Annotated in this window: 17 protein-coding genes; 13 read left to right on the forward strand and 4 right to left on the reverse strand. The window is 67.2% G+C overall.

Annotation, left to right across the window (positions count from 1 at the left end; genetic code table 11):
• The first annotated feature begins 7 nt into the window (after positions 1–7).
• The 4 genes from ACN0SE_RS09565 to ACN0SE_RS09580 all read left to right on the forward strand — a co-directional run bounded on the left by ACN0SE_RS09565 (position 8) and on the right by ACN0SE_RS09580 (position 4750).
• On the forward strand, positions 8–1522 hold the full coding sequence (locus ACN0SE_RS09565; RefSeq protein ID WP_417524288.1) for a multicopper oxidase family protein: 1515 nt from the start codon (positions 8–10) through the stop codon (positions 1520–1522).
• 239 nt (positions 1523–1761) lie between these two features.
• Positions 1762–2700, forward strand: a complete 939-nt coding sequence (locus tag ACN0SE_RS09570; protein ID WP_417524289.1) for a phytochelatin synthase family protein — start codon at positions 1762–1764, stop codon at positions 2698–2700.
• Positions 2700–3146: a hypothetical protein gene (locus tag ACN0SE_RS09575; protein ID WP_417524290.1), complete on the forward strand. Its 447-nt coding sequence runs from the start codon at positions 2700–2702 to the stop codon at positions 3144–3146. Before ACN0SE_RS09570 ends, ACN0SE_RS09575 begins: the two co-directional genes overlap by 1 nt.
• Positions 3143–4750, forward strand: a complete 1608-nt coding sequence (locus ACN0SE_RS09580) for a GMC family oxidoreductase (protein WP_417524291.1) — start codon at positions 3143–3145, stop codon at positions 4748–4750. The genes ACN0SE_RS09575 and ACN0SE_RS09580 overlap by 4 nt, the downstream gene beginning before the upstream one ends.
• A 3-nt stretch (positions 4751–4753) precedes the next feature.
• Here ACN0SE_RS09580 and ACN0SE_RS09585 read toward each other — a convergent pair whose 3' ends face one another.
• Entirely contained in the window at positions 4754–5953 is a 1200-nt protein-coding gene (locus ACN0SE_RS09585) for an ROK family transcriptional regulator (RefSeq protein ID WP_417524292.1), read from the reverse strand.
• A gap of 174 nt (positions 5954–6127) precedes the next feature.
• Between ACN0SE_RS09585 and ACN0SE_RS09590 the strand changes: the two genes are divergently transcribed.
• The 9 genes from ACN0SE_RS09590 (at position 6128) to ACN0SE_RS09630 (ending at position 15272) form a co-directional block, all read left to right on the forward strand.
• The gene (locus tag ACN0SE_RS09590) at positions 6128–7147 is read left to right on the forward strand and encodes a sugar ABC transporter substrate-binding protein (RefSeq protein WP_417524293.1); all 1020 of its coding nucleotides are present in this window, start codon (positions 6128–6130) and stop codon (positions 7145–7147) included.
• 294 nt (positions 7148–7441) lie between these two features.
• Complete coding sequence (locus ACN0SE_RS09595; protein ID WP_417524294.1) at positions 7442–8509, forward strand: ABC transporter permease; 1068 nt, start codon at positions 7442–7444, stop codon at positions 8507–8509.
• Entirely contained in the window at positions 8509–9282 is a 774-nt protein-coding gene (locus ACN0SE_RS09600) for an ATP-binding cassette domain-containing protein (RefSeq protein ID WP_417524295.1), read from the forward strand. Before ACN0SE_RS09595 ends, ACN0SE_RS09600 begins: the two co-directional genes overlap by 1 nt.
• A gap of 118 nt (positions 9283–9400) precedes the next feature.
• The gene (xylB, locus tag ACN0SE_RS09605) at positions 9401–10852 is read left to right on the forward strand and encodes a xylulokinase (protein ID WP_417524296.1); all 1452 of its coding nucleotides are present in this window, start codon (positions 9401–9403) and stop codon (positions 10850–10852) included.
• A 94-nt stretch (positions 10853–10946) separates the two neighbouring features.
• Positions 10947–11396: a peptide-methionine (R)-S-oxide reductase MsrB gene (gene msrB / locus ACN0SE_RS09610; protein WP_417524297.1), complete on the forward strand. Its 450-nt coding sequence runs from the start codon at positions 10947–10949 to the stop codon at positions 11394–11396.
• On the forward strand, positions 11393–11908 hold the full coding sequence (gene msrA / locus ACN0SE_RS09615; protein WP_417524298.1) for a peptide-methionine (S)-S-oxide reductase MsrA: 516 nt from the start codon (positions 11393–11395) through the stop codon (positions 11906–11908). The genes msrB and msrA overlap by 4 nt, the downstream gene beginning before the upstream one ends.
• A gap of 406 nt (positions 11909–12314) precedes the next feature.
• Positions 12315–13799 (forward strand): protein adenylyltransferase SelO, encoded by a 1485-nt coding sequence (locus ACN0SE_RS09620; protein WP_417524299.1) that lies wholly within the window; start codon positions 12315–12317, stop codon positions 13797–13799.
• A 29-nt stretch (positions 13800–13828) separates the two neighbouring features.
• A complete protein-coding gene (locus tag ACN0SE_RS09625) occupies positions 13829–14272 on the forward strand; it encodes a hypothetical protein (RefSeq protein ID WP_417524300.1) in 444 nt (147 codons plus the stop codon).
• Between the two features lie 31 nt (positions 14273–14303).
• Positions 14304–15272, forward strand: a complete 969-nt coding sequence (locus ACN0SE_RS09630; RefSeq protein ID WP_417524411.1) for a TraB/GumN family protein — start codon at positions 14304–14306, stop codon at positions 15270–15272.
• 81 nt (positions 15273–15353) lie between these two features.
• Here ACN0SE_RS09630 and ACN0SE_RS09635 read toward each other — a convergent pair whose 3' ends face one another.
• Genes ACN0SE_RS09635 through dut form a run of 3 tightly spaced genes read right to left on the reverse strand, consistent with a single transcriptional unit; the run spans position 15354 to position 18861 of the window.
• A complete protein-coding gene (locus tag ACN0SE_RS09635) occupies positions 15354–17366 on the reverse strand; it encodes a M3 family metallopeptidase (protein WP_417524301.1) in 2013 nt (670 codons plus the stop codon).
• A complete protein-coding gene (locus ACN0SE_RS09640; RefSeq protein ID WP_417524302.1) occupies positions 17363–18424 on the reverse strand; it encodes a HesA/MoeB/ThiF family protein in 1062 nt (353 codons plus the stop codon). Before ACN0SE_RS09640 ends, ACN0SE_RS09635 begins: the two co-directional genes overlap by 4 nt.
• Complete coding sequence (dut, locus tag ACN0SE_RS09645) at positions 18424–18861, reverse strand: dUTP diphosphatase (RefSeq protein ID WP_417524412.1); 438 nt, start codon at positions 18859–18861, stop codon at positions 18424–18426. Before dut ends, ACN0SE_RS09640 begins: the two co-directional genes overlap by 1 nt.
• Positions 18862–18884: the final 23 nt, after the last annotated feature.

The raw sequence follows: 18884 nt of genomic DNA on the forward strand, positions 1-18884 counted from the left end.
GCAGATCTTGACACTCGGCGCCGCGGGCGCGGCGCTGGGCGGGGCGGTGGCCTTTGGCTGGTCGGGCCGGGCGGTGGCCGATGCGCTCTCGGGCTTTGGCCTGGGCGGGGCGGGCGACCTGGCCAACCCGGCCGAGATCCGCAGCGTCGACGGCACCCTGACCGCGACGCTCAAACCGACCCTGTCGCAGGCGCTGGTGGATGACAAGCCGCGCAAATTGCGCCGTTATAACGGCGGCTTGCCCGGTCCGACGCTGCGGCTGCGCCCCGGTGACGCGATGAACATCCGGCTGGAAAACGCCCTGCCGCCGAACCCTTTGCCGGTGCCGGACCTTGCCGAATATCCCGGGCTGAGCGCCGAGGATATCTGCGGCCCGCCCGGCAACAGCCATGTGGCGCCGCATGATCTCAACACCACCAACCTGCATTTCCACGGGCTGCACGTGAGCCCCAAGGGCCGCAGCGACAACGTCTTTCTCACCGTCGAGCCGGGGCAGGCGTTCAACTACCGCGTGCAGATCCCCGACACCCATCCAGTGGGCAGCTTCTGGTATCACCCGCATTGGCACGGCTCGGTGGCGGCGCAGATCGGCAGCGGCATGGCCGGCATGATTCTGATCGAGCCCGAGGATTACGTGCCGCCCGGCCTGCCCGAGCGGCAGATCATCATCCAGACGGTGATCGGCAGCGACGCGGCGGCGTTCGACGATCCGCGCCAGTTCATGTCGCTGAGCGCGCCGCGGATCTTCACGCTGAACGGCCAGTATCGCCCCACCCTGCGGCTGCGCCAGGGCGAGCGGCAGTTCTGGCGTCTGCTGCTGGCCAACGATTTCCAGTTTTGTCCGTTGGATTTCAAGGCTATGGGGCTGAAGGCCATTGTCGTCGGCCGTGACGGCACGCCGTTGCGCGAACCGGTCGAGGTGGACAGCCTGCTCCTGTCCCCTGGCAACCGGACCGATGTGGTGGTCGAGGGGCTGGCGCCCGGTCTGCATGACATGGTGCGCCAGCCCTATCGCCACGGGCTGGTCGATCTGGACGCGCGCACCATCGCCCGGGTGCATGTGGAGCCCGGCAAAAAACGCTCGCGGCTGATGCCGGCGCGCGCGGCCACCCCGCCCGACATCACCGACGCCGAGATCGTGCGCAAACGCACCGTCGTGCTGGGCGAGCGGCGCGACCGACGGGCGGTCTTTGACCTGGCCTTCACCATCGACGGCCAATCCTATGACCCCGACGTCTGGCATCTCGAGCCAAAGCTCGGGACCGCCGAGGAATGGACCTTCGTCAACACCACCGCCTATCCGCATCCGATGCACATCCACATCAACCCCTTCCAGGTGGTGGCGATCAGCGGCGAACCGGTGCCCGAGCGGCCCTGGTACGACACCTTCGTGGTGCCGGCGGCGGGGACGCTGACCCTTCGCTCGCGGTTCGAGGATTTCGACGGCGATTTCGTCACCCATTGCCACATCCTGCCGCATGAGGACGCCGGCATGATGATGAACGTAAGGATTTTGCCATGACCCGTTTCGATGAAAGCACCGCGTTTCCGCGGAAGGCGCGGATGGGCCATGCCCGGCCTCTGGAGGGCGGTAACGCCTGGGCAAACCCATGTTCTGAAGAGCATCATTGTCGCGCAGACCGCTGGTCCTTCAACAGATGCGCTCCCGGGGGGGAGGTCGGGCATCCGGGCGCACCTTTCAACAATTGGCGGGCGAAACTGGCGGCGGGTCTCGTTGCCGCGCTCTCTCTGGCGCTCCCTGTGGCAGCCGAGCAAACCTTTCAGGCCGAGACCTGCCTGAGCTGCCATTCCGTTGACGGCGTCGCCCATATCGACCACATCCCGATCATCCACGGCCAGTCGCAGACCTATCTGCACAACGCCCTGCACGCCTACAAATCCGGCCAGCGCAGCGGCGGCACCGCCGATGTCATGCAGGCGGTGGCTGCACAGCTCAGCGATGCCGAGATCGACCTGCTGGCGGGCTTTTTCGGCACCGATGCCTCCACCGTCTCGAACGCACCGATCACCCATCTGGTCAAGGCCGCCGCCGCTGGCGCCGACGACCGGCTTGTCTATCTCACCTCGCCCGATGGCAGAGACCGGGTGCTGCAGAGCCAGTTCAACAAGGATTACTTCCTCGTCGCGCCCTACGTGGAAAGCGAGAAGTTCCTGACCTTCTGCTCGATCGCCACCATGGCCGCGGTGCTCAATTCCTTCGAGGACAAGCTGCAACGGCCGATCGATCCGAAACGCTATCCCTACCCCTATTTCACCCAGGAGAACATCTTCAACGAGGCCAACCAGCAGGTCAAAACCTTCGAAGGGGTGGTGACCGACGGGCTGACCCTGGCGGAGATCGGCGCATATCTCACCCACCTTAACGTCAATCCGACCACGATCTTTGCCGACGACCATGACCTCGACGCGATGCGCGACAAGATCCTTGCGGCGCTGTCGGACCCGGCGGTGCGGGTGATCCTGAACTACAACCGCGGCATCGTCGGTCAGGACGGCGGCGGGCATGTTTCACCGATTGCCGCCTATCACGAGGCCAGCGATTCCGTGCTGGTGCTGGATGTTGCCGGCTACAAGTATCCGCCGGCCTGGGTCCCGATGCCGCTGCTTTACAAGGCGATGCTCGACAAGGACAGCGCCTCGGACCGCGCCCGTGGTCTGGCGCTGGTGAGGACCTATTGATGCAGCGCTTTGCCCGCCGTGACGTGATCCGCATCCTGGGCGCCGCCATGGCGCTGGCCCCCGCCGGCGCCAGCGCACGGCTTGGGGTCGAGGATGATCTGGCGATCTTCCGCGACATCATCCGTGCCATCGGCGGCACCACCTATCTGCCCCCTGTCCTTTCAGAGGCCTGCGAGACCGAGTTTGCCCGCGGCTTCGGTACCGAGGCGATGTTCTCATTGGTGGACCTCGCGCGTCGCCGCCCCGACCTCGGGGCGATGAGCAAGGCCGCCAGCCTGCGGGCCGGCGACCAGATGCGCTGGATCGCCACCTTCCTCTTTACCGGCGAGGTCGATGGCGAGGTGAGATACTACGACTATTGCCTGGGCTGGCAGGCGCTGACCTTTGCCACCGCACCGGGGCTGTGTGGCGGGCCCTTTGGCCATTGGCAGGAGCCCGAGCGATGACGACGCCCGTGCCGGAAAGTGTCGATGTGCTGGTGGTGGGCGCCGGCATGGCCGGATCGCATCTGGCGCTGGAACTGGCGCAGGCCGGCCGCCAGGTCATAGTGCTCGAGGCCGGGCCGAAGAAGCCGCGTCACGACTGGATGTCGGTCTTTACCAACAACCCGGTCAAGGGGCCGCAAGCGCCCTACCCGTCGAACCCTTGGGCGCCGCACCCCGAGGATGGCGGCTACGCCAGCTTCTACGACCAGGCCGGGCCGATGGAGTTCGTCGGCGCCTACCTGCGGATTTACGGCGGCTCGACCTGGCATTGGACCGGCTTTGCCGACCGGCTGCGCCCGGCCGATTTCCGGATGAAGAGCACCTATGGCGTCGCCCTCGACTGGCCGGTCAGCTACGACGATCTGACGCCCTATTATGTCCGCGCCGAGAAGATCTGGGGCGTCGCCGGCAGCATGGAGCACACCTGGGGCGCGCCCCGGACCGAGCCCTATCCGATGCCGCCGATCCCGGCCTCCTACATGGACAGCCGCGTCGATATCGCGCTCAAGCAGATGGGGCTGCACTCCGGCATCTTCAGCCATGCCCGCAACTCGGTACAATTCGACGACCGCCCGCCCTGCTGCGGCAACAACACCTGCGTGCCGATCTGCCCGATCGGCGCCAAGCTCGACGGCTCGGTGATCGCCGACAAGGCCGAGGCCGCGGGCGCGCAGATCATCACCGAGGCGGTGGTGACGATGATCCACGTAGGCCCCGACGGTCAGGTCACCGGCGTCGACGTGCGCCGCCCCGACGGCAGCGAAACCCGGGTGACCGCCAATGTCTACGCGCTCTGCTGCCATGCGATCGAGAACCCGCGCCTGCTGCTGATGTCGGCGCAGGAAAACGCGCCCAACGGCGTCGCCAACGGCTCTGACGCAGTGGGGCGCTACCTGATTACCCAGGCCAACCAGGACACCAAGGGCGTGACCCGCGATCCGGTCTTTCCCTATCGCGGCCCGCAGCAGACCTCCGGCCTGATCGAGCTGCGCGACGGCGAATTCCGCTCCTCTCACGCCGCCATCGGCACCAGCTTCATGAATTCGGGTCATTCCGGCAATTCCGACGGCACCGAGGTCGCCAGGGACCTTATTTCCAAGGGATACCTCGGCCAGACGCTGGTCGCCGAGCTCAACCGCATCGTCTCGCGCCACTTGCGGCTCAATTCCAGCGGAGAAATCCTGCCGGACCCCGACAATAGACTGACGCTGTCTGACGAACGTGACAGCGCCGGGCTGCCCAAGGCGCGGATTGCCTACAGCATCGACGATTACACCCGCGCGGGAATGGAAATTTCCATGGGGATCAACCGGGAGGTTCTGGAGCGGTTGGGCTCGACCGAGATCACCTCGAACGAGGTCTATCTGTCGAACGCGATCATCGGCGGCACGGCACGGATGGGCACCGATCCCGAAACCTCGGTCGTCAACGCGCACCAGCAGGCGCATCAACATCCGAACCTCTACATCATGGGGTCATCGGCGCATGTGACCATGCCGGTCAACGCCCCCACGCTGACCATTGCCGCGCTGGCGATGCGCACGGCCGAACATATCCTGGGCTAGAGGTCAGAGGCTGGAGCTCAGCCCGCCGGAGCCCAGGAAATACTGCGAGGCGATGGGGCGGTAGGCCGCGCCCAGCACCCGTGCGTTGGCACCGACGTGGCCTTCGGCGAACTCGGGGCGATAGAGCCCGATGGTCTCGATATCGCGCGACAGTTCCGCCACCCGGTGGACCAGCCGCTTGCGCACCGCTGCGGGAAAGGCGCCGTCGATCAGGATCGCCTCGAAGTCGATCACCGCGCAGCACGACAGCGCCGCCATCGCAAGTTCCTGCGCCGCCATCTCGATCCAGGGGCCGACCTGCGTCTCGAAGTCGGACCAGTTGGCGCCTTGTGTCCAGAGCAACTTGGGGTCCTGCCCGGCATCGCGGATCGCCGCCTCGAGCCAGAAGATCGAGGCCCGGTCCATCAGCTGCGCCGGCCGGCCCTCGGCGTCGCGGGTGATCAGCGAGCCCAGAGCGCCGGCGTTCTCGCGGTGGCCCTCGTAGACCGCGCCATTGAGCACCACGCCGCCGCCGGCAAAGGCCCCGATGAAGAAATAGGCGTAATCGCGGAACTTGCGGCCCTGACCAAAGGTGTTCTCGGCATAACAGGCCGAGGTGGCGTCATTGATCAGCGAGATCGGCAGATCGGAGAAGCCCGCGACCTCCTTGACGATGTCGCGGCCGTGCCAGGAGTCATAAGAGCGGTCGTCGGCGCCGATGATCTCGTGCCGTTTCCACAGCTCGAAGGGCGCGGCAATGCCGATGCCGCAGATCAGGTCGCGCTGCTCGGGGTCGAGCTCGGCCGACATGCTCTCGATCCCGTCCTTCAGAAAGGTCAGAAGCCCGTCGGGATCGGGGTAGTGATACTGGATATGGGTCTGCGCCCGCACCTCACCCATCAGGTCCATCAGCGCCAGATCGGCGGAGCGGCGGCCGATCTTCAGCCCGAAGGAGAAGCTACCGGCAGGGTTGAGCGCCATCGGGATGCGCGGCTTGCCCACCCGTCCCCGCTGCGGCTCGCCCTTGATCAGCAGGCCGTCGGCCTCGAGCGAACGCAGGATCACCGAAACCGTCTGGGCGGACAGATTGGATTGCCTGGCCATGTCGCTGCCCGGCATCGGCCCGAGCCGCTGGATCATCGACAGCAACAGCCTCTCGTTATAATCGCGCACTCCGCTCTGGTTGACACCACTGCTGAAGCTCCGGCTGTTTTCCTGCGTCATGAATCGCTCCTCCTGCCTACCAAACTTTACACGCGTCAATTAATAAATCAAAGTGATTTATTAATTGACGCAACGCCGCGAATCAGCTTTTATACTCATGCTCTCGCTCACCATGGGCGAGACGGGAGGGTCGGTCCAGTGACCGCCACTATTACATGTCTTTGGGAGGACATCATGAAAAAGCTTCTTCTCGGCACAGCCGTGACCTGCGCAGCTATGGCCGGCGCCGCCAATGCCGGCAGCCACTCGGTGTCTGCCTGCCTCATTACCAAAACCGACACCAACCCCTTTTTCGTAAAGATGCGCGAAGGCGCGACCGCCAAGGCCGAAGAGCTGGGCATCGAACTGAACTCCTATGCCGGCAAGGTCGACGGCGACAATGAAACCCAGGTTCAGGCGATCGAGACCTGCATCGCCAATGGCGCCAAGGGCATCCTGATCACCGCCTCCGACACTTCCGGCATCGTGCCTTCGGTCCAGCAGGCCCGCGACGCCGGCATCCTGGTGATCGCCCTCGACACGCCGCTCGATCCGATCGTCAGCGCCGACATGACCTTTGCCACCGACAACTTCCTCGCCGGTGAGTTGATCGGCAAATGGGCCGCCGCCAAGCTGGGCGACGAGGCCGCCAATGCCAAGATCGCCATGCTCGACCTCGCCATCAGCCAGCCCACCGTCGGCGTGCTGCGCGACCAGGGCTTCCTGCAGGGCTTTGGCATCGACCTGAAAGACCCGAGCAAATGGGGCGACGAGGATGACCCGCGCATCGTCGGCAACGACGTGACCCAGGGCAACGAGGAAGGCGGCCGTCGCGCGATGGAGAACCTGCTGGCCACCGATCCCTCGATCAACGTGGTTTATACCATCAACGAACCCGCCGCTGCCGGCGCCTATGAGGCGCTGAAAGCCATCGGTCGTGAAAACGACGTGTTGATCGTCTCGGTCGATGGCGGCTGCCCCGGCGTGGAAAACGTCGAAGCCGGCGTGATCGGTGCCACCTCGCAGCAGTATCCGCTGAAGATGGCATCGCTCGGCATCGAAGCCATCGCCGAATGGGCCGAAAACGGCGAGAAACCCTCGGCCTCGGAAGGCAAGGACTTCTTCGACACCGGCGTCGCGCTGGTCACCGACCAGCCGGTCGACGGCGTCGAGTCCATCTCGGTTGCCGAAGGCAAGGACCTCTGCTGGGGCTGATATGATCGGCCGGGCCGTCCTCGGGCGGTCCGGCATCGATTTGCGCGCCCCGCGCCCCGGACCTGATCCGGGGCCTCCCCTCAAGTCCGGCCGAAAGATCCCCCTCCGGGGAATGCAGGGTCAGGTCCGGGACGCGAGGCGCGCCACGCCATCACCGGGTTCCACTCCGCCACGGCGATTGACGCAACGACATCTATACACGCAAGCTGACACATCCCGGGGGCGGGTCACCTGCCCGCCCCCGGTCCTATTCCCGAACGCCAAGCGTTCCATCTGATCTTCCGGGAGGCATCCATGTCCAACGCGGACAATTACGAAGCGGTCACCAAGGGAGCGGCAAGCGACGTCGCCTCCTTTGACGAGCCGCACAAGGGCTTCGTGGGCAAGTTCCACGACACCCTTCACTCCACCCCGGCGCTGGTGCCGCTGATCGTTCTGGTCGCCGCCACCGTCATTTTCGGGCTGGTGCTGGGCTCCAAGTTCTTCTCGCCCTTCGCGCTGACGCTGATCCTGCAACAGGTGCAGATCGTCGGTGTGCTGGCCGCGGCGCAGACGCTGATCATCCTGACCGCCGGCATCGACCTGTCGGTCGGCGCGATTGCCGTGCTCTGCACCGTGGTCATGGGCAAGGTCTCCTTCGACTACGGCATGCCGCCCTTCATCGCGGTGATCGTCGGTCTCATCGTCGGCACCGGCATCGGCGCCTGCAACGGCTGGCTGGTCAGCCGCATGAAGCTGCCGCCCTTCATTGTGACGCTTGGCATGTGGCAGATCGTTCTGGCCGCGACCTACCTCTATTCCGCGAACGAGACGATCCGGTCACAGGACATCGAGGCCGAGGCCCCCTTCCTGCAGTTCCTCGGCACCACCTTCGATGTCGGCGGCGCGCGCTTCACGCTGGGCGTCTTCCTGATGATCGCGCTGGTCGCCGTGCTGGCCTATGCGCTGCGCGCCACCGCCTGGGGCCGCCATGTCTATGCCGTGGGCGACGACCCCGAGGCCGCGCAGCTGGCCGGTGTCGACGTGCACAAGACGCTGATGTCGGTCTACATGCTGGTGGGCTTCATCTGCGCGCTGGCCGGCTGGGTGATGATCGGCCGCTTCGGCTCGGTCTCGCCCTCGGCCACCACCGGCGTGATCGGCAACATCCAGGCGATCACCGCCGTGGTGATCGGTGGCATCTCGCTCTTCGGCGGGCGCGGCTCGATCCTCGGAGCCTTCTTCGGCGCGCTGATCGTCGGCGTCTTCGAACTGGGCCTGCGGATGGCCGGGGCCAACCCGCAATGGACCTTCCTGCTGATCGGCGCACTCATCATCGCCGCCGTGGCCGTGGACCAGTGGATCAGAAAGGTGACCGCGTGATGCAACCTATTCTCAAGGGAACGAACCTCGTCAAACGCTATGGCAAGGTCACCGCACTGGATCATTGCGACTTCGAGCTCTACCCGGGCGAGATCCTCGCGGTGATCGGCGACAACGGGGCCGGCAAATCGACGCTGATCAAGGCGGTGTCGGGGGCGGTCATCCCCGACGAAGGCGAGGTCGAGCTCGAGGGCAAGCCGGTCAAGTTCGCCTCGCCCATCGATGCGCGCAATGCCGGGATCGAGACGGTCTATCAGACGCTGGCGATGTCGCCCGCCCTGTCGATCACCGACAACATGTTCATGGGCCGCGAGATCCTGCGCAAGGACTGGATGGGCAAATACCTCCGCAAGCTCGACACCAAGGAGATGGAGCGCTTTGCCCGCGAGAAGCTGTCCGAACTGGGGCTGATGACGATCCAGAACATCAACCAGGCGGTCGAGACGCTTTCCGGCGGTCAGCGTCAGGGCGTGGCGGTGGCGCGGGCGGCGGCCTTCGGCTCGAAGGTGATCATCCTCGATGAGCCGACGGCGGCGCTGGGGGTCAAGGAAAGCCGCAAGGTGCTGGAGCTGATCCAGGACGTGAAGTCGCGCGGCATTCCGATCATCCTGATCTCGCACAACATGCCGCATGTCTTCGAGGTGGCCGACCGGATTCACATCCACCGGCTGGGCAAGCGGCTCTGCGTGATCGATCCGAAGGATTACACCATGTCCGACGCGGTGGCCTTCATGACCGGCGCCAAGGTGCCCGAGGGCGCACAGGCGGCCTGAGCGCCCCGCCCGCCCCGACAAACAACGCCCCGGCCTTGCGGCCGGGGCGTCTTGCGTTGGTCTCTTGCCTTGGCCGCGGGTGCTGTCGCAAGGTCGGGACGATCAAGGAAGGCATCTCATGTATCTCGGCATCGACATCGGCACCTCGGCGGTCAAGGCCTCGCTCGTGGGCGGCGACCTCGCCCTGATAGGCAGCGCCTCGGCTCCGCTCACCACGCAATCGCCCCGCGCGGGCTGGAGCGAGCAGGACCCCGAGAGCTGGCGCCAGGCAACCATCCAGGCAGTGCGCGATCTGGGGCGGGTTCATCCGCTGGACGGCCTGCGCGCCATCGGCCTCTCGGGCCAGATGCACGGCGCGGTGCTGCTGGACGCCACCGACCGCGTGCTGCGCCCGGCGATCCTGTGGAACGATGGCCGCGCCGAGGCGGTCTGCGCGGCGCTCGACCGCGACCACCCCGAGTTGGCGGCTGTTGCCGGCGTCAGGCCGATGCCCGGCTTCACCGCCCCCAAGCTCGCCTGGCTGGCCGCCCATGAGCCTGATCTCCACGCCCGCATCGCCCGCATCTGCCTGCCCAAGGATCACCTGGGTCTCTGGCTGCACGGCGCCCATGTCACCGACGGCTGCGACGCCGCCGGCACATGGTGGTTCGATCAGGCCGCGCGGCGCTGGTCGCCCGATCATTGCGCCGCTACCGCCACCGATCCCGCCTGGCTGCCAGAGCCGCTGGAGGGCACCGACCTCGCCGGGCATCTGCGCCCCGAGGCCGCCGAGGCGCTGGGCCTGCCCGCCGGCCTGCCGGTGGCCGTCGGCGGCGGCGATGCGGCGGCGGGCGCGGTGTCCGTGGGTGCGGTCAAACCCGGCCGCGGCTTCATCTCGCTCGGCACTTCGGGGCAGATCTTCGTCACCACCGATGGCTACCGCGCCGCGCCCGAGGCCGGCCTGCATTCCTTTGCCCACTGCCTGCCCGGCCAGTGGTTCCAGATGGCGGCGATGCTGAACGGCGCCCGGCCGATGAGCTGGTTTGCCGAAGTCACCGGCCAGAGCGTCGCCGACCTTCTGGCCAGGGCCGAGACCGCCGACGACGACATCCCGCTCTTTCTGCCCTACCTAACCGGCGAGCGCACGCCGCATGGCGACAGCCGCATCCGCGGCAGCTTCTGCGGTCTGGGCGATGCCACCGGCGCGGGCGAGATGATGCGCGCGGTGGTCGAGGCCATCGCCTATGCCTTCTGCGACGGGGCCGAGGCGCTGCGCCGTACCACCGAGATCCCCGAACCGCTGCTGGCCATCGGCGGCGGCACAAGGTCGGACCTGCTGCTGCAGACCATCTCCGACGCCACCGGACTGACCCTGCAGCGCGGCGCCGGCGCCGAGACCGGCCCGGCGCTGGGGGCGGCGCGCATGGCGGCTGTGGCGATCGGCGCGGCCAGCCTCGACGACCTCGACCGACAGCCCGAGAGCGACCGCAGCTTCACCCCGCGCCCCGAGACCGCCCAGCGCCATGCCGCGCGGCTGGACCAGTACCGCGCGCTCTATGCGGCGCTCAAACCCCTGGGCTCGCCTGCCTGACCGCTCACGCCGGCGTGACGGCGCTGACAGATATTGGACAAATCCCGCCGGCCACCCCACATTCGCTGCAACAGAGCAAACGGAGGGAACCCCCGTGACATACAATAAATCCACCGACGCCATCGCCGCGCTCAGCCCCGAGGAATACCGGGTGACCCAGGAGAACGGCACCGAGCGCCCGTTCACCGGCAAGTACAACGACCACAAGGAGCCGGGGATCTACGTCGACATCGTGTCGGGCGAGCCGCTCTTTGCTTCGTCAGACAAGTTCGAGAGCGGCTGCGGCTGGCCGAGCTTTTCCAAGCCGATCGAGCCCGCCCATGTGACCGAGTTGCGTGACACCACCCACGGGATGATCCGCACCGAGGTGCGCTCGGCCCATGGCGACAGCCACCTCGGCCACGTCTTCCCCGACGGCCCGCGTGACCGTGGCGGGCTGCGCTACTGCATCAATTCCGCCTCGCTCCGCTTCATTCACCGCGACGACATGGAGGCCGAGGGCTACGGCGATTACCTGGACCAGGTCGAGGAGGTGACCCAATGAGCAACACGACAGAGCGCGCCGTGCTGGCGGGCGGATGTTTCTGGGGCATGCAGGACCTGATCCGCAAGCTGCCCGGGGTGCACTCCACCCGCGTCGGCTATACCGGCGGCGACGTGCCGAACGCCACCTACCGCAACCACGGCACCCATGCCGAGGGGATCGAGATCGTCTATGATCCCGCCCAGATCTCCTATCGCCAGCTGCTTGAGTTCTTCTTCCAGATCCACGATCCGACCACTGTGAACCAGCAGGGCAATGACCGGGGGATGAGCTATCGCTCGGCGATCTATTACGTCGACGAGGCGCAGAAGGCCGAGGCCCTGAACACCATCGCCGACGTCGAGGCCTCCGGCCTCTGGCCCGGCAAGGTGGTGACCGAGGTGGAGCCTGTCGGCGACTTCTGGGAGGCCGAGCCCGAGCACCAGGACTACCTCGAGCGCTTCCCCGGCGGCTACACCTGCCACTTCCCGCGCAAACACTGGGTCCTGCCGCGGCGGGATGCCGCGGAGTAGGTCTCGGCGTGAGGTTCTGGGTCGGGTTTGCCCTTTAGCGACACCGCCCCGGGCTTGACCCGGGGCCTCATGGCCGGCGCATCGACAACCTCCGGCGAGGTCCCGGATCAAGCCCGGGACGGCGTTCGTCTGAATGTTGACGCCCTCGCAAACGCCGCCCTCTCGCGCACGTCACCCTCGGGCTCGACCCGAGGGTCTCCAGTCATAGGTGGGCAGTTATTCAGGAGATCCCGGGGCAAGCCCGGGATGACGTCAGTGCCGAACGCCCGCCACTTGCCCAACCCCGCCCCGGGCTTGACCCGGGGCCTCATGACCAGCGAACCGGCGAGGTCCCAACCCCAACTTCCCGCCCTCACCCCACAATCGCCCCTTGGAAATCTCCGCGCGGCGACACACCTTGTATCCCATGACACATCACGCCCCCCGCTTTACCTTCGACAACAGCTACGCCCGCGAGCTGGACGGATTCTATGTCCCGTGGGAGGGCGACAAGGTGCCCGAGCCGCGCATCCTGTTGCTGAACGCAGAACTGGCGCAGGAGTTGAATCTCGACGTCGATGCCCTCGACAGCGACGAAGGTGCCGCGATCCTCTCGGGCGCCGCAGCCCCAGAGGGCGCCGAGACCCTGGCGCAGGCCTATGCCGGCCACCAGTTCGGCGGCTTCTCTCCGCAGTTGGGCGATGGCCGGGCGATCCTGCTGGGCGAGGTGCTCGACCGCCAGGGCCGGCGCCGCGACCTGCATCTCAAGGGCTCGGGCCGCACGCCGTTTTCGCGTGGCGGGGACGGCAAGGCGGTGCTTGGCCCGGTGCTGCGCGAGTTTGTCATCGGCGAGGCGATGCAGGCGCTTGGCGTTCCCACCACCCGCGCGCTGGCCGCGGTGACCACCGGCGAGACCATCTGGCGCGAAACGCCCAAGCCCGGCGCGGTTCTGGCACGCGTCGCCGCCAGCCACCTGCGTGTCGGCACCTTCCAGTTCTTTGCCGCCCGGGGCGAGCGCGACCGGGTGCGGCAACTGGCCGACTACGCCATCGCCCGCCACGACCCCGAGCTCGCCGGCCGCGACGACCGCTACCTCGCCTTCCTGCGCGCGGTGATTGCCCGGCAGGCGGCGCTGATCGCGCAGTGGATGCACGTGGGTTTCGTGCACGGGGTGATGAACACCGACAACATGACGATTTCGGGCGAGACCATCGACTATGGCCCCTGCGCCTTTATCGACAGCTTCGACGCAAAGGCGGTGTTCTCCTCGATCGACCACGGCGGACGCTATGCCTATGGCAACCAGCCGGTGATCGCGCAGTGGAACCTGGCGCGGCTGGCCGAGACGCTGGTGCCGCTGCTGCATGACAATCAGGACGCGGCGATCCGGCTGGCCACCGAAGAGCTCGAGAACTTCCCCGAGATCTACTCCGCCCACTGGCTGGCCGGTGCGCGCGCCAAGATCGGGCTCCTGCCGCGCGAGGACGACGACGACCTCGGCTTCGTCAATGCGCTCTACGCCGCCATGGCCGGCCAGAACGTCGATTTCACTCTGTTTTTCCGCCGCCTGCCGCAGGCCGCCGAGGGTGACGAGACACCGCTCACCGATCTCTTCGACGATGCCACCGCGATCCGCGAATGGCTGCCACACTGGCGCGAACGGCTGGCGCAGGAGGGCCGCGATCCGGACGAGCGCAAGGCGGCGATGGAGGCGGTCAATCCGGTCTACATCCCGCGCAATCACAAGGTGGAAGAGGCGCTGACCGCTGCCGAGACCGACGCCGACATGGGCCCGATCACCCGGCTGCTCGAGGTGCTGCGCGCGCCTTACGAGGAACGCGAAGGGCTGGAAGAGTATGCCGGCCCGCCGCCCGCCGATTTCGGCCCCTACAAGACCTTCTGCGGCACCTGACCCCCTCAACAGACACGAACGGAGCAGACATGGACAAAGCAGCCCTCAAGACCCGCCTTCTCGAGCTGACCCGCGCCGATTACGATGCCGCGCGCGAGAAATACGAGACCCTGGTGGCCGAGGCCCGCGTCACCGGCGACGAACCGCTGGAGCGGGACCAGCAGTCACGCGCCGAATCCAACGGCGAACTGGCCGCGGCCTGGGACGAGGCGATGCATGACGACGAAGCCCGGCTGCAACGGCTCAACCAGATCGACTTCGGTGCCAAGACCGAGGTCGAACCGGGCGCCGCCGTCGAGCTGGACGGCCGGGTGCTGGTGGTCTGCGTCGCCACCCCGGAGTTCGAGCTCGACGGCAAGACGGTGATGGGCATTTCGCCCGCCGCACCGATCTTTCAGGCGATGCAGGGGCTGGGCGCGGGCGACAGCTTTGACTTCAACGGCACGTCCCACGCCATCACGGCCGTCCATTGAGGCCCCTGCCGGAGGTTCCATCTTGCGCTTTGTGATCCCCGTCCTCGTCGCCCTGCTGCCGCAGGCGCTCTGGGCCAGTTGCGATGGCACCGACCTGCGCGCCAGCCTGACCGAGGCGCAACATGCGGCGCTGGGCACGGCCGCGGAAGAGACCCCCTTTGCCGAGGGCAACCGCTGGCGTGCCCGGCGCGGCGATCGGGTGATCGACCTGGTGGGCACGATCCACATCCCCGACCCGCGGCTGGCGCCGGTGCTGGAGCGGCTGACGCCGGACATTGCCGCCGCCGAACACCTCTTCCTCGAGGCCGTCGAGGAAGACCGCAAGGCGCTGGAGCGCAACCTCGCCGCCGATACCTCGCTGCTGTTGTTGCAGGACACCTCGCTGCCGGAACTGCTGGAAGAAGACGACTGGCAGGCGCTGGCCGAGGCCGCGCGCAGCCGCGGCATCCCGCCGGTGATGGCGGCGAAGATGCAGCCCTGGTACCTGTCGCTAGTGCTGGCCCTGCCGGGCTGCGCCATGGATCTGTTGCAGGACGGCGGCGGGCTCGATGCGCGGATCGAGGCGGTGGCCAAGGCCGAGGGCGTGCCGCGCAGCTCGATCGAGAGCTATGACACGGTGTTCCGCGTCTTCAACGAGGAGCCGCTGGAAGAGCAGCTCGACATGCTGCGGCTTGGGGTTTTTCCCGAGGCCACCGGCGCCGACCTGCTGGTGACCACGGTGAACAGCTATTTTGACGAGGCCCATTCGGACAACTGGCAGCTGTCGCGGATGATGACCTTTGCCCATCTCGACCTGCCCGAGGCCGAGACCACGGCAATGCTCGACGAGATGGAGGACAAGCTGCTGACCCGCCGCAACCTGGCCTGGATCGAGGTGATCGAGGCGGCGCCGGAAATGCGCCTGATGGTGGCGGTCGGCGCGGCGCATCTGATGGGCGAGAGCGGGTTGCTCCACCAGTTGCAAGCGCGGGGCTACGAACTCGAGCGGCTGGAATTCTGAGGCCCTGGGGGAGATTGGGGGCTCTGCCCCCGTCCTTGCAGGACTCCCCCGAGGGTATTTTCGGCAAGAGGAAGCAGGGGGTCAGGCGGCCAGACCCCGGCCCTTGAGCAGGGCGTCGACCCCGGGCATCCGGCCGCGGAACGCGAGATAAAGCGCCTCGGCCTCTTGCGAGCCGCCGGCGGAGAGGATGTGTTTCTCGAGCTTCTCCGCCATTTCGGGATCGAAGGCGCCGCCGGCCTCTTCGAAGGCGGCGAAGGCGTCGGCATCCATCACCTCTGACCACATGTAGCTGTAGTAGCCCGAGGAATAGCCGTCGCCGGCGAAGACGTGGGCGAAATGCGGCGTGGCATGGCGCATGCCGATGGCGGCAGGCATGCCCAGCCCCGACAGCACCTCGGCCTGCCGGGCCATGGGGTCTTCGGGCGCCGCGCCTTCGTGGAAGGCCAGGTCAACCAGCGCCGAGGCGACATATTCCACCGTGGCAAAGCCCTGGTCGAAATTGGCGGCCTTCAGCACCTTGTCGAGCATCTCCTGCGGCATCGCTGCGCCGGTCTCGACATGGGTTGCAAAGGCGCGCAGCACCTGGGGCACCTCGAGCCAGTGTTCGAAGAGCTGGCTGGGCAGTTCGACGAAATCGCGCGCCACCGAGGTGCCGGCGACCATGTCATAGGTCACGTCGGACAGCATCTGGTGCAGCGCATGGCCGAACTCGTGGAACAGCGTGCGGGCATCGTCGTAGGACAGGAGCGCCGGGTCGCCCTTGGCGAAGTTGCAGACGTTGACCACCACCGGGCGCTGCACCTCGGGGAACTTGCTCTGCATCCGCATTGCCGAGCACCAGGCGCCGGAGCGTTTCGAGCCGCGGGCGAAATAGTCGCCGATGAAGACCGCCACGTGATCGCCGTTGCGCGTCACCTCCCAGGCGCGGGCGTCGGGGTGATAGAGCGGCACATCAAGCGGCGTGAAGGACAGACCGAAGAGCCGATAGGCGCAGTCGAAGGCGGCGGCGATCATCCGGTCGAGCGAGAGGTAGGGTTTCAGCGCCGCCTCGTCGAGATCATGCTCGGCCTTGCGGCGTTTCTCGGCGTAGTAGCGCCAGTCCCAAGGGGCGAGATCGGCGTTGAGGCCGTCGGCGTGCATCATCGCCTCCAGCACCTTGGCATCCGCCTCGGCCCGGGCCTTGGCCGGTTCCCAGACCGCCATCAGAAGTTCGCGCACCTTGTCGGGGGTGCCGGCCATCTCGGTCTCGAGCTTGTAGCTGGCGAAATCCTGGTAGCCCAGCAGCTGCGCGCGCTCCTGCCGCAGCTTCAGGATCTCGGCGGCGATTGCCCGGTTGTCGGTCTCGCCGCCCCCGGCGCCTCGCGCCACCCAGGCCTTGTAGGCCAGCTCGCGCAGGTCGCATCGCGGCGAGAACTGCAGGAAGGGCACGATCAGCGAGCGTGACAGGGTCAGAACCGGCCCTTCGGCACCGCGGTCCCTGCCGGCGGCACGCGCGGCCTCGACCACAAAGCCCGGCAGCCCGTCGAGGTCGGCCTCCGACAACGGCAGCGACCAGTCGCGCTCATCGGCCAGCAGGTTCTGGGTGAAGCTGGTGCCCAGCACCGCCAAGCGTTCCTTGATCGCCTTCATCCGGTCGGCCTCGGCGCCCTGCAGCGCCGCCCCTGCACGAATGAAGTTACGGTGCACCAGCATCAGCACGCGCGCCTGTTCCGGCGTCAGCTCCAGCGTTTCGCGCGCCTGCCATAGCTGGCGGATGCGGTCAAACAGCGCCCGGTTGCCGTAGATCGCCGAGGCATGCGCCGCCAGCTTGGGCGAGAACTCCCGCATCAGTGCCTCGCGCGCCGGAGTGCTGTCACTGCCGGCGAGGTTGAAAAAGACGCCGGTCACCCGGTCGAGCGTCGCGCCACAGCGCAGCAGTCCCTCGATGGTGTTGGTGAACGAGGGCGCTTCGGGGGAGTTGGCCACCGCCTCCACCTCGGCCAGGTCCTCGGCCAGGGCGGCCTCGAGCGCCGGGCCGAAATGGCTGTCCTCGATCGTCTCGAAGGGCGGCAGGCCGAAGGGGCCGGTCCAGGTGTCAAGCAGGGGGTTCGTCATTGACTCGTTCCTTTTGTTCCGCCACAGGCCGGGCAACCCTCGCGCCGTTTCAGGCCGATCTTGCGGGTCTCGGACCAGAGCGCATCATAGATCAGCATCTCGCCCCTCAGCGGCGCGCCGGCATCGGCCAGCACCTTGATGGCCTCGACCGCCATCATCGCGCCGACGACGCCGGGCAAGGGGCCCAGCACCCCGGCCTCGGCGCAGGAGGGGGCAAGGCCATCCGCAGGGGCCTCGGGGAAGATGCATTGGTAACAGGGCGTGCCGCGCGCCGGGTCGAAGACCGAGAGCTGGCCTTCCCATTGCGACAACGCGCCGGAGATCAGCGGGATGCCGGCCGCAACCGCGCTGCGATTGACCAGATAACGCGTCTCGGAGTTGTCGCTGCCGTCGAGCACAAGATCGTACTCGTCGAAAAGCTCGGCCGCGACCTCTTCGGTCAGCCGCCGGTGATAGGGCAGCACCCGGGCATAGGGGTTCTGTGCCATCATCGCGGCCTGGGCGCTGAAGACCTTGGGCGTGCCGATATCGCCGTCGCGGTGGATCACCTGGCGTTGCAGGTTGGCGTTCTCGACCACGTCATCGTCGATCACGCCGATGGTGCCAATGCCCGCAGCCGCCAGATATTGCAGCGCCGGCGCGCCCAGCCCGCCGGCGCCGATGACCAGCAACCGGGCGCGGCGCAGCCGCTGCTGCCCCGGTCCGCCCAGCTCGCGCAGCACGATGTGGCGGGCGTAGCGCTCGAGCTCGGCCTCACTTATCGGGCCGTCCGTTGCCGGCTGCGGCGCCGGCCCCTCCCGGGTCAGGGCCCGCTGGCGCAGCCGTCCCAGAACATGCCGATAGGCCAGGATCAGGGCAACGAACCCGGCCAGCAACAGCCAGAGCGCCGGCTCGCCGCCGGTGGCCCGGCGCAGCGCATGACCTTCGGGAAAGAGGAACTGAATGCCCAGCACGGCGACAAACAGCAACCCGATCAAGGGCCAGCGCGCCGCCCGCGGCAGGCCCAGCGCCCAACCGGCGCCCCAGATCGCTGCCGCCATCGCCAGCACCAGAAGCATCAGCCGCGCCCGGTAGAGCCAAAGCCCCCCGCCCCGCGCGCCGTCTCGTCCAGCGTCTCGACCAGATCAAACGCAGCCCGCACCACCGGCGCCACCACCATCTGCGCAATCCGCATGCCATGGGTGACCTCGAAGACCTCCTGCCCGGCGTTGAGCAGAATGACCCCCAGCGGACCGCGATAATCGCTGTCGATGGTGCCAGGCGCATTGGCCAGGGTGATGCCATGCTTCAGCGCCAGGCCAGAGCGCGGCCGGATCTGCACCTCGTAGCCCTCCGGCACCGCGATCCTCAGCCCCGTCGGCACCAATACCCGCGCCCCCGGCGCCAGCACCAGAGACCTCTGCTCCGGCAAATGCGCCCGCAGGTCCGCCCCTGCCGCGCCCGCCGTCTCGTATTGCGGCAGGCCCAGCGACACATCCGCCCCAGCGTCCCACATGATCTTCAGAGAAACCACGCCCC

The sequence above is a fragment of the Marinovum sp. genome (assembly GCF_048263515.1).
GTDB lineage: Bacteria > Pseudomonadota > Alphaproteobacteria > Rhodobacterales > Rhodobacteraceae > Marinovum.